Genomic DNA, 12,475 nt, shown 5'->3' with positions numbered 1-12,475 from the left:
GAGGCCATTTTTTTGAAATCAAAAGTGCACTTTTGGACATTAGAAGTGCTAATGGTTGTAGGAATCATATTTATTTGCACAAAAATATCATTTTTATTTCAACCGATTGGTATCTTCATATCAACATTATTTTTCCCAATCTTAATCGCGCTTTTTTTATACTTCATATTTAATCCTGTATTAATCTTTTTGGAGAATAAAAAAGTACCTAGAAATTTAGCGATATTACTGTTATATCTTTTTATCATAACATTAACTGCGGTTGGCGTTGGAGTAGTTGTTCCTACGATTTCACAACAGCTAATGGACTTAGTAAAAAATATGCCAAGCTACATAAAAGAGGGGAAAGTATACATACAAGAATTATCACATCATAGGTTGTTTGAATGGTTATCTACACAAAACTACGTTTCCATTGAAACAATTGAAAAAAATGCGATTGAATACTTAAAAGATATACCAAATACAATTACGTCGAGTGCAACGGCTTTATTTGGTATTATCACGAACGTTGCATTAGTTGTATTTACTGTACCGTTCATTTTATTTTACATGTTTAAAGATGGACATGCCTTTCCGGGAAAAGCGGTAAGTTTATTACCAGAGCCTTACCGTGAAGAGGGGCTTCGTATCATTAAGGAAACGAACGAAACATTATCTGCATATATTCAAGGGCAAGCCCTCGTTTGTATATTTGTAGGTGCGTTTACTTTTATCGGTTATTTAATTATCGATTTACCGTACGCTTTCGTTTTAGGAATTATTGCAGCATTTACAAACATCATTCCTAACTTAGGTCCATTTATTGGGGCAGCGCCAGCTGTTATTGTAGGACTGTTTGTATCTCCGATGCAAGCCGTATACGTAATTATTATCGTAACAATTGTACAACAGTTTGAAAGTAACATCATTTCACCGCGTATTATGAGTTCGAAATTAAATATCCACCCATTAACAATTATTATTTTAATTTTAGGGGTAGGTAACTTTGCGGGAATTATCGGAATGATTTTAGCAGTACCAGTTTATGCAGTAACAAAAACTGTTGTTTCGAACTTAGTGAGATTGTTTAAGACAAAGAGAAGTAATCGTAAATAGTGAAACCTGAGAAAGATACACCGCTTTTTAAGAGGTGTATCTTTTGTTTATAAATAAATAATTAAAAGTGGATTGATTTGATTTTATTATATATTTTTTATACATCAAATTCAGTGATAAACTTGTGTGATATAAGCTCTATAAAACTATGTGGAATCCCTCTGAACTATCCAAATCATTTCCTTACAGCGTGCTATCAACATCAAAATCGACTCCTTTCAATTCTATATAGTTAAACGATTAAAGGTGAGTGTAGTATTTGCTTCTACGATCTCGAATTTCATCAATAACTTGTTTATATTGTCTTTCTTGTTTTAATTCATTTTGAGATATTGTTTCTTTTTGAATCGTAATCGTTAAAAAGAAAAGGTGAAACTTCATATGTGAATTCCTCCTTTCGAATTGGAATTACAGATGACTACAGTAATGACTTTGTCTTTCTTTTACATGATCTATAGCCTGATTAATTTGTCGTTCATGAAACATTTCAGACTCAGAAAATTTATTTTTTTGAATGGTAATGGTTAAAAAGAATACTTTAAATTTCATTAGATAATTGCCCCTTTATAAGTGATTTAGAAAAAACGAGTGTAATAAGAAATTACAGATGACTACAGTAATGACTTTGTCTTTCTTTTACATGATCCATAGCCTGATTAATTTGTCGCTCATGAAACATTTCAGACTCGGAAAATGTATTTTTTTGAATGATAATGGTTAAAAAGAATACTTTAAATTTCATTGGATAATGACCCCTTTATAAGTGATTTAGAAAAGACGAGTGTAATAAGAAGATTGGCGCTCTTTTACTTCGTCCATAATGTTTTGAATGTATTGCTCACGTAAAATCTCTTTCTGTGAAAGTTTACGTTTTTGAATAGTGATAGTTAAAAAGAATGCTTTAAATTTCATTAGATTTATGACCCCTTTATAAGTGATTTAGAAAAGACGAGTGTAATAAGAAGATTGGCGCTCTTTTACTTCGTCCATAATGCTTTGGATGTGTTGCTCACGTAAAATCTCTTTCTGTGAAAGCTTACGTTTTTGAATGGTGATAGTTAAAAAGAATGCTTTAAATTTCATGAATATATGACCCCTTTAAAATATATTTTTAATACATTTGAGTGTAGTATGAACTTTTAATGTCAGTTATTTTATCAGTCAGTTGTTTTAACTGTTGTTTACGATTGATTTCAGTTTCAGATAAAGTATTTTTTTGAAGCACAGTCGTAAAAAAGAAAATATGAAAAGTCATAAATGAATTCCTCCTTTCGAAAAGGAATTACAGGTGATCACAGTAAAGTGCTTGGCGCTCCTTAACATCATTCATAGCTTTTTCAATTTGCTCATTATGAAGAATTTCCCCTTTGGAAATTGTATTTCTTTGAATCGTAATACTTAAAAACAATACGCTAATAGTCATTGAATGTTGCTCCTTTCTTAGAAAAATAATGTAAGAGACTAAAAAATCGCGCAAAAAAACCACAGGAAGATACAGTTCTCCTATGGCTGGGCGTGAAAAAGCCACAGGAAAGTATACGACCTCCTGTGGCGAATTTATGAATTAAATGAAATAAATTACGATTTTCAATTCTCCATTAGGGTGGTCGAATTCATATTTAATTGTCCAGAAAACACAGGTGCAGTTAACGCTAAAGTTAATGCATGTAATTGTAATTTCATCATTTCCTTCGACCTCCTTTTAGAATTTTTTTCTTACGTTAGTAAGTATATACAATTAATGGATAATTGTAAACATAAAAAATGAAAATTTTTAATTTTGATTAAAATGCGTATATTTAAAAAGGGATTTGAAAGTAAATATTGTAATTAACGAAATATCGATAAAAATGGGGGATGCTAAATGAAATATATGCATCATAACATAATCGTTATGCTAACAATTTTTTTATTCATTACGGCTTGTTCTAACGGGGAAAGAATAAAAGATATATATGATGTTAGGTCAGATGATTTTAAGAAATATACTGGGACATACGTTGGTAATAATTCAGATGTGGTTGCAATTATTAATCATTTACCCGGTGGTGGAACAGTTCAAAGTATAAGTTTAGAAAATGAAAATATAAAAGTGAACTATGGTGCAAAAGAGAGTGGAGCTCTTACAGAAGAAATGATTGAGACGTATTGGTTTGATGAGAAAGATACGATGAAGAAGAATTTTCTCTTTAATGCTACCTATCTAGTAATTTTAGTACCAAACGCAAAAGCTTATGAGTTTCAAATAGAAAATAAAAACTTTAAGATAACGAGGGAAGAAATGTTATCAATTTTGCATAGGGAATTCGATGATTTTCCAAAAGAAAAAGATATATGGGATAAAAATAAAGTTATAAAGTTCTCTAACGGCAATGAAGAAAAAATTAAAATGCTTGTGGAAGATAAAAATTTTCGGAAATCTTTATTTGCTAAATATCCAGTGAGCCAGTTGAAATAATGGAGGGGAGAAGATGGAGTTAGTATACAAAATTTCTTATCATAGAATGCAGGATCATTATTTACCTAAATTAGTACAGGCAATTAGGCTCGTTAGTGAAGAAGATTTGTGGAAAAAAGAGACCTCTGTTAATTCAATTGGTGGAATCGTACTACATATTTGTGAACATTTACAGAGAAATACAAGGCGTTATAAGGATCCAAATATAGTTTTTGAAAATGGAATTGAAGAATATTTTCCAGTGAAACAAATAAGCACTGAAGCTTTGTTAAAAACTGTTGAAGAAATATTTGATGAGTGGGGCAAAGCATATATACAGGTCTGGGAAGAAAAAAGGCATATTGATCTTCAAAGTCTATTACATTTGGTTGAGCATACAAGCTATCATTTAGGGCAAGTAGTAGATCGTACAAAATGTATTGAGGGACAACAGTTTAATTTTTGTCAAAATGGTATAAATGAAAAGAATTTGAGAACAAGAGTTGAAACTTCGAATTTTTAGAAAGAGAGACATTCTTAATTGAATGACTCTCTTTTTTTGTAAAAGAAATTTATGGAAAAAAATAATTCTATGTGATATGGTTGATTACATAAGTAATGAACCTATGAACCTAAGGTGGTGAAAATGTGAAGCCGACTCTAGAACAAAATAAATTAATATACATACAAATTGCAGAAACGATTGAATCTGATATTTTAAAAGACATATTGCTTGAAGAAGAACAAGTTCCATCGACAAATCAATTTGCGAAGATGTTACAAATAAATCCGGCTACCGCAGCTAAAGGGGTGAATGTATTAGTGGATGAGGGGATTTTATATAAAAAGAGAGGGATCGGAATGTTTGTTGCAAAGGGAGCGAAAGAAGTCGTACTAAAAAAAAGACAAAATACTTTTATGACTGAATATTTACCTAAAGTGTGGGAAGAAGCGAAAGTACTAGAAATATCAAAAAATGAATTGATGGATATGATTCAAAAGATTACGAAGGAGGGGAAAGAGGGATGATTGCACTTGAAACGAAAGATGTAACGAAAAAATATAAAAAGAAAATAGCTGTAAATGAAGTAACGATTTCATTGGAAGAGAATAAAATATATGGTTTGCTTGGAAGGAACGGAGCAGGGAAAACGACTTTATTAAATTTACTAGCAGGACAAATTACTTCAAGTAGTGGAAGTGTATCAATATTTGGTGAAGATGTTTTTGAAAATAGTAAAGCGATGCAAAATATTTGTTTCGTTAGAGTAAAAGAAGAGTCTCATTTAAGTTATAGAGTAAAAGAAATTTTTAAGATATGTAACATGTTTTATAAAAATTGGGATCAGAAGTTTGCTGAAGAACTGGCGGGTAAATTTCAGCTTAATATAACAGAGAAATACCATAAACTATCTCATGGCATGCAAACAGTTGTAGGAATTATTAAAGGGTTAGCAAGCAGAGCGACAATTACTATTTTTGATGAACCAACTACAGGATTAGACGCAGCACATCGTGAGTTATTTTATAGTTTACTACTAGAAGATTACGGGGAGTATCCCAGAACAATTATATTATCAACACATCTGGTAGAAGAAGTAACCCATGTTATTGAAGAAGTAATTATCATAAAAGAAGGTGCACTTGTTGTTCAATCAACAGTGGAAGATTTATTGCAACAAGGTCATATTATTTCAGGGCAAAAAGGTAAAGTGGAGGAGTTCTTGATTAATAAAAAAGTTATAAATAAAGAAATTTATGGGAATAAAGGTATTGCTGTTATATGGGAAGAATTGTCTAGTGAAGATTATGACTCTATTGAAAAATTAGGATTAGTCATTGATGGAATAACATTACAAAAACTATTTATTCACATAACTGGTGGTGAAGTGAAATGACGATATTAATGAAGCAGTTAAAGTTACATATTAATTTTCATTATAAAGCAATTTTAATATTTTGGATTGTAGCTTTATTAATAAAAGGGGCTTTAAATGCTGCTCATTTAAATGGAGCGAACATTGGTTATTTACCCGAAATTATAAATAACCCGTCAATAGCAATTATGTTGTTTATAGTAGGGAGTGTTTTCATCATACAAGATGAGCTATTTCGTTTAGCAGTTTCATTTGGTATAACGAGAATACAATATTTTATCGGAGCGATTTGTTATATTGTGTTGCAATCCGCATTGTTTTCATTCCTTCAAATACTGTTTTTACAAGATATAAAATATAACTTAGTAAATGTTAACTTTGGAGAGCAATTAATACAACAGTTTATTTTACAATTTTTATTTTATGTTACGATAGCATGTTTCTTTCAAGTAGTAGTAATTTTTAAGCAAAGATTTCAATGGATTGGTCTCATGATTGGTGGGTCGCTTTTCCTTTCAACAAATAGTGTGCTGTATGGAGAAGTAGGGATAAAAGGATTGTTATTTACAAATGATGTATCTTTAATAGATATCCCTTATTTTATTGTTATTTCAATTGGATTAACAATTCTTTATATCATAACTAGTAGTATATTTATTCGTAAAGTATCATTTGAACGAACAGTTTAAAATAGTGATAGATTATTTTTTTAGGGAGAAGGAAAATATATGGGAGACACGTCCTCACTAATAACCGTCTTTTTATGCATTGCACTACTAATATTTTGGCGTCGTTATCGCTCCATGCATAAGCCAATAAAGGGATCGGGAAAACGTATTTTATGGCCATTACTATTTTTAACACCAGGTATTGTATGGTTTTTAGGTCCCGTACATCCAGCTATATTACAAGTAATTATAGCGGTATTCATTGGTGTACTTTTTGCTGTGCCGCTTATAGTATTAACAAATTATGAACGAAGAGATGATGGGAATATTTATACGAAAAAAAGTGCAGCTTTTTTAATTACTTTTATTGCACTTGTCGTTTTGAGATACGGTTCAAGAAAATATATTGTTGACTTAGATCAGCAAACGATTGGTTTATTATTTTACGTTGTTGCTGTCTCGTATATTATTCCTTGGAGAATCGCCTGTTATATAAAGTTTAGGAAAGTTTGGCGGGAAAATAAGAATCATGCTATATGAAAACTTCTCATTTGAGAAGTTTTTTTATTTTTACAGGTAAGCAAAACAAGTTGTTGAAGGGCAGGCTGTCATAGAATATGATACATATTATAATGAGGAAAAGTTGAGGGGATAAAAATGCGTACAATTTTACTTTTTCTAAACAACATGTTCATTAGCGAAATCGAGGACATTAGGCAAAAACATGATCCTTTATTTGGATTAATTCCACCGCATATTACAATTGTATTCCCATTTGAAAGTTCGATTTCAAATGATGAGCTGAAATTACATATTATAAATGTAACAAAACCGATACAGAATATAGAAATTGAATTTAAGAATCAAATTACAAGTGAAAGAGAATATTTGTTTTTACGAGTTGAAAAGGGGAAAGAACAAATAGAGGAACTACATAATATTCTATATACAGGACCTTTATTACAATTTTTGAAAGAAGACATTCCGTACATCCCGCATGTAACAGTCGGAAGAAAAGAAAGTGCCGAATTAGCTGCTGAAGTAATGAAGGAGATTCCTAGTTTTCATGGGAAGTTAAATTGTGTGATTGATAGAATAAGCGCGGAGCGAATTGGAGAGAACGGGGAATCAATTATTGAATTTGAAGTGCCATTTCTAAAAAGCTGACAAAAGTCAGCTTTTTATTTCGTAGCATGAAGTAATGCACCAATTGCACCGCTATTACCACCATCTTGTAAAAAGATTGGTGTTTTATTTTGATATTCAGTGTAGCTACTAATAATATGTTGAAGTTGTACGTTATTACATAAAGTCGAACCAATATAAATAATATGTTCAATTTTTTTTGTTTCAGCGAATTGAAGGCTTAATGCAGTAACGACTTCACCGACAAGTCCTTGTACAGTAGCTAGTATATCGGAGCTACTATTATTTGATTCTGTAATGGCTGCTTTTCCGAAGTTGCTAGCAGTTAAGTTATTATCGATGGGGGAAAGAATACCACCATAAATATCTCCAACCGTAATATCTAGTTCTTTTCTAGATCCTACTTTTGTTAGAGGGATTACATCTTCAAAATGATCTATATTTGTTAACAATTTTGAAAGTCCCATAATAGTCCCACCGCCAACTCCGGTTCCACCAGCGCGAATATATTGTTCATTATAAACATAATGGATAGAAGTACCTGTACCAATATTGGTTAAAATAAAATTGTTTATAGTATGTTTTTCTTCTTTTAATATGTATTGGACACCTGCAAGAGTAGATTCAAATTCGTTTAGCTCTATTATTTTATATGAACCTGTAAGCAGTTGCTGTAATAATTTCGATTTACCACCCGTAATACATATTTGTTTTATGCCATTGTTGTTTTTAATCCAATCTATTATTTTATGTTGTTCATGAGAATAAAATTTTTCAAAAGTTAATAGCTTTTTTTCGTTAAAATAAGCTATTTTCGTTAATGTACCTCCAGCATCGATACCGATAGTACGTTCCATTTTCCTGCTCCTAACTACGTAATATGTTTTCCTATTTACTTAATTGGTTGAGAATAGATATTTCCAACTGATATAAGGAACACTTTAATCTGCTTGATATATTAATAGTTTTTCTACAGTTACAATAGGCTGGTCGTTTACAGTTGCAATACCTTTACCAAGAACAAAACCTCGGCGATTGCGCGTTAGCTCATAATGTAAATCAAGTTTATCACCGGGATATGCTTTTCCATGGAATTCAACTCCATCTAAAGAGGAGAGGAATCCTAGTCCTTCAGAATCACTTGTATGTACAAATGCACTAAGCTGAGCAAGTGCTTCTACAATTAACATATGAGGCATATGTTTGTGGCTATCATTTATAAACCATTCGTTATTTGTAATGAGTTTATATCCTGTAACGAATTCATCTTGTTTTACATTTGTTACTTTATCAATCATTAAAAATGGATAACGATGGGGAAGTGTGTCTTTAATATGCATATGAAAGTACCTCCAATTAATAATACCCCTGCTAAAGTTAAGCAGGGGAGTGGGAACTAATTTTTAACTAATTCATTTAATTTTTCAAGAGTGAAAATGCCGCTATTTCTAATGTTTTCAACAACTTGTTGCAACACTTCTTTATCTTGAACGAGTGCAATACGTACGAAGCCTTCTCCGTGAGGTCCAAATGCATGACCAGGTGTAACAACGACATTCGCACGATCCATTAATGCATAAGCGAAGTCTAGAGAAGTCCATCCTTGTGGAATTTCAGCCCAGACAAACATACTACCGGCTGGCTTATCGACATTCCAACCAAATGTTCGGAATCCATCGACTAAAGTATCTCTCCGTTCTTGATAAATATCGCGGTTTTTCTCACAAAATGCCGCGCCATTTCTTAGTGCTGCAGATGCCGCTTTTTGAATTGGTAAAAATACACCGTAGTCGGTATTAGATTTAAATTGAGTAAGTGCACGAACAATTTCTTCGTTTCCAATCATATATCCAATACGGCTACCTGCTAAACTATAACTTTTTGACAAAGAATTGATTTCTACACCAACTTCTTTAGCACCATGTACAGAGAGGAAGCTAATTGGCTTATTACCATCGAAATAAAATTCAGCATAAGCAAAATCATGGACAACGATAATATTATGCTTTTTCGCGAATGCGATTACTTCTTTAAAGAAATCTTCATGAGCCATTGCTGGAACGGGATTCCCTGGGAAGTTTAAAATCATCATCTTCGCTTGATCGGCAATTTCTTCAGGGATGACTCCTAAGTCTGGTAAGAAATCACTCTCTTTCTTTAAAGGCATGTAGTAAGATGTTGCACCAGCCATTTGAATACCTGTTTCATAAGCTGTATATCCTGGATCAGGAACTAATATAATATCACCTGGATTTGCATAAACCATAGGTAAATGAACGAGCCCGTCTTGTGAACCCATTAATAATAAAACTTCTTTATCCGCATTTAATAAAACGTTATGAGTGTTGTTGTAATATTCAGTTACAGCTTCGTGAAATTCTTGAATACCTGATAATGTATACCCGTAGCTCTCTTTCTCACTCGCTGTATGTACCATTGTTTCTCTTACAAAATCAGCGGGCGGCATATCAGGATTTCCGATGCTCAAATCAATCATGTTATGACCTGCTGCAATTTTTTCTTTTTTATAGGCTCCTAATTCACTAAATATAGAAGATTGGAATGCTTTCATTCTAGTTGCTAACGTGTAAGTCATCAAAACCCCTCCTAAAACAGTGCTTTCATTCTGCGTTTTTAATTATTCTGAAAACACATGTTTATATTTTATCATTTTTTTATGAAAATTAAAACGATTGATAAATTTAGAGGAAGGATTAGCCTATTTTGAAAAAGTATCGATGTAAATAGCGTAGACGTGTTAATTGAAATGTCTATTATAGGATTCATTTTATATAACTTAAGTTATTTTATAGTTTTTATTAAGTATTTGTGGAAGATTTCTAAAGTGAAATAACGCAGAAAATATTTTCTGCGTTTCCTCTGAAATGTAATCATTTCTTTTTATACGTGCATAATTTTTCAGCTGTCAAAAAGTATACATTTAATGTACCGTCGGCAACTTTTAAAGTTTGCTCTGATGTAAATGAATTACCATAATCAATGTGATATACATTAGAATTTTTGACAAATGAGCCTTTATATAAATCGTCTTTATTCTTTGTGGTTTGCATTTCTACTAAATTTTGCACAATTTCCTCTTTATTTTCTTTTTTGACAACTGTTTCAAATTTATAATATACAGGGCATTCACCATTTTTATTGTCAACGACTTCCCAAGAACCGTATATATCGTTATTGCTGCATCCACTAAGTAGGATGATTAGCATAGGAATTGTAAGTAGAACCTTTTTCATTTTGTGCTCCTTTCTTTTAAATTTGAATAAACGTGCGAATACGATAGGGATATTATAATAAATAAAGTTTAAATTTTTTTAAAGAATTATTTAATTTCATATAAAAATTTAGGAGAAATTAAATAAGCATGAATCTAGTGTAAAGTCAGATTCATGCTAGTACCATAGCCTATGTTATGTCTTTTTTGAGGATAAATAAAGAGGAAAGCAGAAGCACTATTCCATTTAATATATATACGCTTGCGATCATAAAGGCTAACGTACCTGCGCCAAATCCTGCTTTATCGAATATAGAAGCAAATGTTGCGATAGTCAAAAAGATAATGGGAGTCAGTAGTAAAAATATGAAACCTGCCACGATTCTTTTTTTAAAACTATGTCCAGATAAGGAAATGGCTAAAAAGTTTAGGATGCTAAACAGCGCAATTGCAAAGAGCAGGACAATAAATACTTGGATGCCATCAGACATTTTACCACTCCTTTTATAAAGAGTACTCTTTATAATCTATTCGAAATAAAAGAGGGATACTCCTTTAGATAATTTCAATAAACGTAATAAATAGGCGTATTATAAAACAAAGAAGTATGGATTCAATATTATATCCATACTTCTTTGTTTATTTTATAAATTCGCAGATTGCGAATGTTGTTTTTCATAATGTTTCTGCTTAGAAAGGGAAATAGAAATAATCAATAATGAAACGACCCCGAAGATGAGAACCATATATTGTAACCCAATTGTATCTAAGAAGAACCCTGTGCCAAGTAAGACGATTTGGAACATAATCCTCTCAAACATATTACGGAATGAGAAGAGGCGACCGTGATAACTTTTTTCAACTTTCGTTTGGAAAATCGTCGACATAATAGGGAAGAAGCAGCCAACACTAAACCCAAACAAACCAAATGATGTAAGAGCCATCCATTTTATATCGCTAAAGAACAATGATAGGTGTGCAAAAGCAGTACAAACTGCGAAGAAATATAGTAATTTTTCAGGTTTGAAATGATCAGATAGACGTTTAATTACGAAGGCACCTAACATAAATACGACTCCTTCAATTGTATATATGAACCCTTTAATCGTAGGATCATGTTGCATTTCGCTAATGTTAATAACCATTAAATTAAACCCAGCTATAAATAAAAGAGGGATAATACTTAATATAAGTGCTGTAAAAGCAATAGGAATTCCTTTTAAAATACGAAATACTTCCATAAAGCTATTATCTTTTGCAGCTTGTTTACTTGGTGTTGTTGATTTCTTATCTTCGAATTGCAGGAAGAAAGTCGAGAGGAATAATAAGGCGTATGCTGCCATTGAGAAGGCATACATGTACTGTAAACTCATCACAACTAAAAGAATTCCACCTAGTGAAGTACCTGCAATACGAGCGATTGTACCAACATTCATATGTACACCGTTCATTTGTAATAACTCATGCTCACTTACGATGAGTGGAATCACAGATTGTAACGCAGGGAAATAAAATGCTGCTGAAATTTGAAGAGCAACCATAAATGCAATCATAAATGCGATACTTTCAAATTGAATAGCGAAAAACATAAAAATAACACTTAAAACTCGACCAAACCCAGCGTAAAGAAGAACTTTTTTCTTCTCATACTGATCGATGACACGGCCAGCCATAGGTCCAACTAGAACACCGGCTAATAGTCCGATAAATAATATAACTGATTTCATGAAATCAGAAGGGACATATTTTTGCATAAATTCAAGGTTGCCAAGAATACCAAGCCATAATCCTAGACCTGCAATAAACTCCCCAATTAAAACAATCCAAACGTTTTTATTACGCCACATAACATAAAACCTCTCCGTCTTTTAAAATGAAAAACTCGTATATAAAACCTCCTTATTTATGTATTATTTTCATACGAACTTTTTTAGAGTCAGAGTCTATATTACGTGTTTCATAATTGGATTTCAATCTTTTTGATTTGCCGAAAATTTGATTAGTTAATTGATGAAAT

The 12,475-nt window shown here is 31.9% G+C and carries 21 protein-coding genes; 8 read left to right on the top strand and 13 right to left on the bottom strand.

The annotated features are described in order from the left end of the window. Positions 1-12 precede the first annotated feature (12 nt). Complete coding sequence (locus tag H6481_RS19880) at positions 13-1,098, top strand: AI-2E family transporter (protein WP_023522247.1); 1,086 nt, start codon at positions 13-15, stop codon at positions 1,096-1,098. 240 nt (positions 1,099-1,338) lie between these two features. Here the strand turns inward: H6481_RS19880 and H6481_RS19875 are convergent, their stop codons facing one another. Genes H6481_RS19875 through H6481_RS19845 form a run of 7 tightly spaced genes read right to left on the bottom strand, consistent with a single transcriptional unit; the run spans position 1,339 to position 2,521 of the window. Continuing rightward, positions 1,339-1,479: a YrzI family small protein gene (locus tag H6481_RS19875; RefSeq protein ID WP_000668497.1), complete on the bottom strand. Its 141-nt coding sequence runs from the start codon at positions 1,477-1,479 to the stop codon at positions 1,339-1,341. A gap of 27 nt (positions 1,480-1,506) precedes the next feature. Continuing rightward, positions 1,507-1,647, bottom strand: coding sequence for a YrzI family small protein (locus H6481_RS19870; RefSeq protein WP_000669802.1), 141 nt, complete (start codon positions 1,645-1,647; stop codon positions 1,507-1,509). A 52-nt stretch (positions 1,648-1,699) separates the two neighbouring features. Next, the gene (locus H6481_RS19865) at positions 1,700-1,840 is read right to left on the bottom strand and encodes a YrzI family small protein (RefSeq protein ID WP_000669797.1); all 141 of its coding nucleotides are present in this window, start codon (positions 1,838-1,840) and stop codon (positions 1,700-1,702) included. A gap of 26 nt (positions 1,841-1,866) precedes the next feature. Further along, positions 1,867-2,010: a YrzI family small protein gene (locus H6481_RS19860; protein ID WP_000668968.1), complete on the bottom strand. Its 144-nt coding sequence runs from the start codon at positions 2,008-2,010 to the stop codon at positions 1,867-1,869. A 27-nt stretch (positions 2,011-2,037) separates the two neighbouring features. Further along, the gene (locus H6481_RS19855; RefSeq protein WP_000668965.1) at positions 2,038-2,181 is read right to left on the bottom strand and encodes a YrzI family small protein; all 144 of its coding nucleotides are present in this window, start codon (positions 2,179-2,181) and stop codon (positions 2,038-2,040) included. Between the two features lie 28 nt (positions 2,182-2,209). Then, positions 2,210-2,353 carry a YrzI family small protein gene (locus H6481_RS19850; RefSeq protein ID WP_000142729.1) on the bottom strand — a complete coding sequence of 48 codons (144 nt, stop codon included), beginning with the start codon at positions 2,351-2,353 and terminating at the stop codon, positions 2,210-2,212. A gap of 27 nt (positions 2,354-2,380) precedes the next feature. After that, entirely contained in the window at positions 2,381-2,521 is a 141-nt protein-coding gene (locus H6481_RS19845) for a YrzI family small protein (protein ID WP_000156197.1), read from the bottom strand. Between the two features lie 441 nt (positions 2,522-2,962). Between H6481_RS19845 and H6481_RS19840 the strand changes: the two genes are divergently transcribed. From H6481_RS19840 to H6481_RS19810, 7 genes are all read left to right on the top strand, one after another. Further along, complete coding sequence (locus tag H6481_RS19840; protein ID WP_182812922.1) at positions 2,963-3,556, top strand: DUF4825 domain-containing protein; 594 nt, start codon at positions 2,963-2,965, stop codon at positions 3,554-3,556. Positions 3,557-3,569: 13 nt separating this feature from the next. Further along, positions 3,570-4,058 carry a hypothetical protein gene (locus tag H6481_RS19835; RefSeq protein ID WP_182812920.1) on the top strand — a complete coding sequence of 163 codons (489 nt, stop codon included), beginning with the start codon at positions 3,570-3,572 and terminating at the stop codon, positions 4,056-4,058. A gap of 125 nt (positions 4,059-4,183) precedes the next feature. Next, complete coding sequence (locus tag H6481_RS19830; RefSeq protein WP_053564185.1) at positions 4,184-4,564, top strand: GntR family transcriptional regulator; 381 nt, start codon at positions 4,184-4,186, stop codon at positions 4,562-4,564. Then, positions 4,561-5,433 (top strand): ABC transporter ATP-binding protein, encoded by an 873-nt coding sequence (locus tag H6481_RS19825; protein WP_098852644.1) that lies wholly within the window; start codon positions 4,561-4,563, stop codon positions 5,431-5,433. Before H6481_RS19830 ends, H6481_RS19825 begins: the two co-directional genes overlap by 4 nt. Beyond that, on the top strand, positions 5,430-6,101 hold the full coding sequence (locus H6481_RS19820; RefSeq protein WP_182812918.1) for a DUF4052 domain-containing protein: 672 nt from the start codon (positions 5,430-5,432) through the stop codon (positions 6,099-6,101). The genes H6481_RS19825 and H6481_RS19820 overlap by 4 nt, the downstream gene beginning before the upstream one ends. A 39-nt stretch (positions 6,102-6,140) precedes the next feature. Continuing rightward, positions 6,141-6,620: a cytochrome c biogenesis protein CcdC gene (locus tag H6481_RS19815; protein WP_098852642.1), complete on the top strand. Its 480-nt coding sequence runs from the start codon at positions 6,141-6,143 to the stop codon at positions 6,618-6,620. 117 nt (positions 6,621-6,737) lie between these two features. Then, the gene (locus H6481_RS19810; protein ID WP_182812917.1) at positions 6,738-7,247 is read left to right on the top strand and encodes a 2'-5' RNA ligase family protein; all 510 of its coding nucleotides are present in this window, start codon (positions 6,738-6,740) and stop codon (positions 7,245-7,247) included. Positions 7,248-7,261: 14 nt separating this feature from the next. Here the strand turns inward: H6481_RS19810 and coaW are convergent, their stop codons facing one another. The 6 genes from coaW to H6481_RS19780 all read right to left on the bottom strand — a co-directional run bounded on the left by coaW (position 7,262) and on the right by H6481_RS19780 (position 12,305). After that, positions 7,262-8,083, bottom strand: coding sequence for a type II pantothenate kinase (coaW, locus tag H6481_RS19805; protein ID WP_088020685.1), 822 nt, complete (start codon positions 8,081-8,083; stop codon positions 7,262-7,264). 84 nt (positions 8,084-8,167) lie between these two features. Then, on the bottom strand, positions 8,168-8,566 hold the full coding sequence (locus tag H6481_RS19800) for a 3-hydroxyacyl-ACP dehydratase FabZ family protein (RefSeq protein WP_088020686.1): 399 nt from the start codon (positions 8,564-8,566) through the stop codon (positions 8,168-8,170). A gap of 56 nt (positions 8,567-8,622) precedes the next feature. Next, positions 8,623-9,822: an LL-diaminopimelate aminotransferase gene (locus H6481_RS19795; RefSeq protein ID WP_142327484.1), complete on the bottom strand. Its 1,200-nt coding sequence runs from the start codon at positions 9,820-9,822 to the stop codon at positions 8,623-8,625. A gap of 295 nt (positions 9,823-10,117) precedes the next feature. Continuing rightward, positions 10,118-10,480, bottom strand: coding sequence for a hypothetical protein (locus H6481_RS19790; RefSeq protein ID WP_182812915.1), 363 nt, complete (start codon positions 10,478-10,480; stop codon positions 10,118-10,120). Positions 10,481-10,649: 169 nt separating this feature from the next. Beyond that, positions 10,650-10,949 (bottom strand): hypothetical protein, encoded by a 300-nt coding sequence (locus tag H6481_RS19785; protein ID WP_063675460.1) that lies wholly within the window; start codon positions 10,947-10,949, stop codon positions 10,650-10,652. Between the two features lie 153 nt (positions 10,950-11,102). Next, positions 11,103-12,305 (bottom strand): MFS transporter, encoded by a 1,203-nt coding sequence (locus tag H6481_RS19780; protein ID WP_182812913.1) that lies wholly within the window; start codon positions 12,303-12,305, stop codon positions 11,103-11,105. Between the last annotated feature and the right edge of the window lie 170 nt (positions 12,306-12,475).

This window comes from Bacillus sp. ME78 (assembly GCF_903970865.1).
Taxonomy (GTDB): Bacteria; Bacillota; Bacilli; order Bacillales; family Bacillaceae_G; genus Bacillus_A; species Bacillus_A cereus.
The sequence above is the reverse complement of the archived record's forward strand: the minus strand, read 5'-3'. Positions and strand labels throughout refer to the sequence as shown.

Excerpts from the sequence above, each read along its gene's own strand:
- H6481_RS19840 (WP_182812922.1), top strand. The coding sequence starts at position 2,963 with ATGAAATATATGCATCATAACATAATCGTTATGCTAACAATTTTTTTA.
- H6481_RS19835 (WP_182812920.1), top strand. The coding sequence starts at position 3,570 with ATGGAGTTAGTATACAAAATTTCTTATCATAGAATGCAGGATCATTAT.
- H6481_RS19780 (WP_182812913.1), bottom strand. The coding sequence starts at position 12,305 with ATGTGGCGTAATAAAAACGTTTGGATTGTTTTAATTGGGGAGTTTATT.
- H6481_RS19875 (WP_000668497.1), bottom strand. The coding sequence starts at position 1,479 with ATGAAGTTTCACCTTTTCTTTTTAACGATTACGATTCAAAAAGAAACA.
- H6481_RS19850 (WP_000142729.1), bottom strand. The coding sequence starts at position 2,353 with ATGACTTTTCATATTTTCTTTTTTACGACTGTGCTTCAAAAAAATACT.
- H6481_RS19855 (WP_000668965.1), bottom strand. The coding sequence starts at position 2,181 with ATGAAATTTAAAGCATTCTTTTTAACTATCACCATTCAAAAACGTAAG.
- H6481_RS19845 (WP_000156197.1), bottom strand. The coding sequence starts at position 2,521 with ATGACTATTAGCGTATTGTTTTTAAGTATTACGATTCAAAGAAATACA.
- H6481_RS19860 (WP_000668968.1), bottom strand. The coding sequence starts at position 2,010 with ATGAAATTTAAAGCATTCTTTTTAACTATCACTATTCAAAAACGTAAA.
- coaW (WP_088020685.1), bottom strand. The coding sequence starts at position 8,083 with ATGGAACGTACTATCGGTATCGATGCTGGAGGTACATTAACGAAAATA.
- H6481_RS19785 (WP_063675460.1), bottom strand. The coding sequence starts at position 10,949 with ATGTCTGATGGCATCCAAGTATTTATTGTCCTGCTCTTTGCAATTGCG.
- H6481_RS19790 (WP_182812915.1), bottom strand. The coding sequence starts at position 10,480 with ATGAAAAAGGTTCTACTTACAATTCCTATGCTAATCATCCTACTTAGT.
- H6481_RS19820 (WP_182812918.1), top strand. The coding sequence starts at position 5,430 with ATGACGATATTAATGAAGCAGTTAAAGTTACATATTAATTTTCATTAT.
- H6481_RS19865 (WP_000669797.1), bottom strand. The coding sequence starts at position 1,840 with ATGAAATTTAAAGTATTCTTTTTAACCATTATCATTCAAAAAAATACA.
- H6481_RS19795 (WP_142327484.1), bottom strand. The coding sequence starts at position 9,822 with ATGACTTACACGTTAGCAACTAGAATGAAAGCATTCCAATCTTCTATA.
- H6481_RS19800 (WP_088020686.1), bottom strand. The coding sequence starts at position 8,566 with ATGCATATTAAAGACACACTTCCCCATCGTTATCCATTTTTAATGATT.
- H6481_RS19870 (WP_000669802.1), bottom strand. The coding sequence starts at position 1,647 with ATGAAATTTAAAGTATTCTTTTTAACCATTACCATTCAAAAAAATAAA.
- H6481_RS19810 (WP_182812917.1), top strand. The coding sequence starts at position 6,738 with ATGCGTACAATTTTACTTTTTCTAAACAACATGTTCATTAGCGAAATC.
- H6481_RS19825 (WP_098852644.1), top strand. The coding sequence starts at position 4,561 with ATGATTGCACTTGAAACGAAAGATGTAACGAAAAAATATAAAAAGAAA.
- H6481_RS19815 (WP_098852642.1), top strand. The coding sequence starts at position 6,141 with ATGGGAGACACGTCCTCACTAATAACCGTCTTTTTATGCATTGCACTA.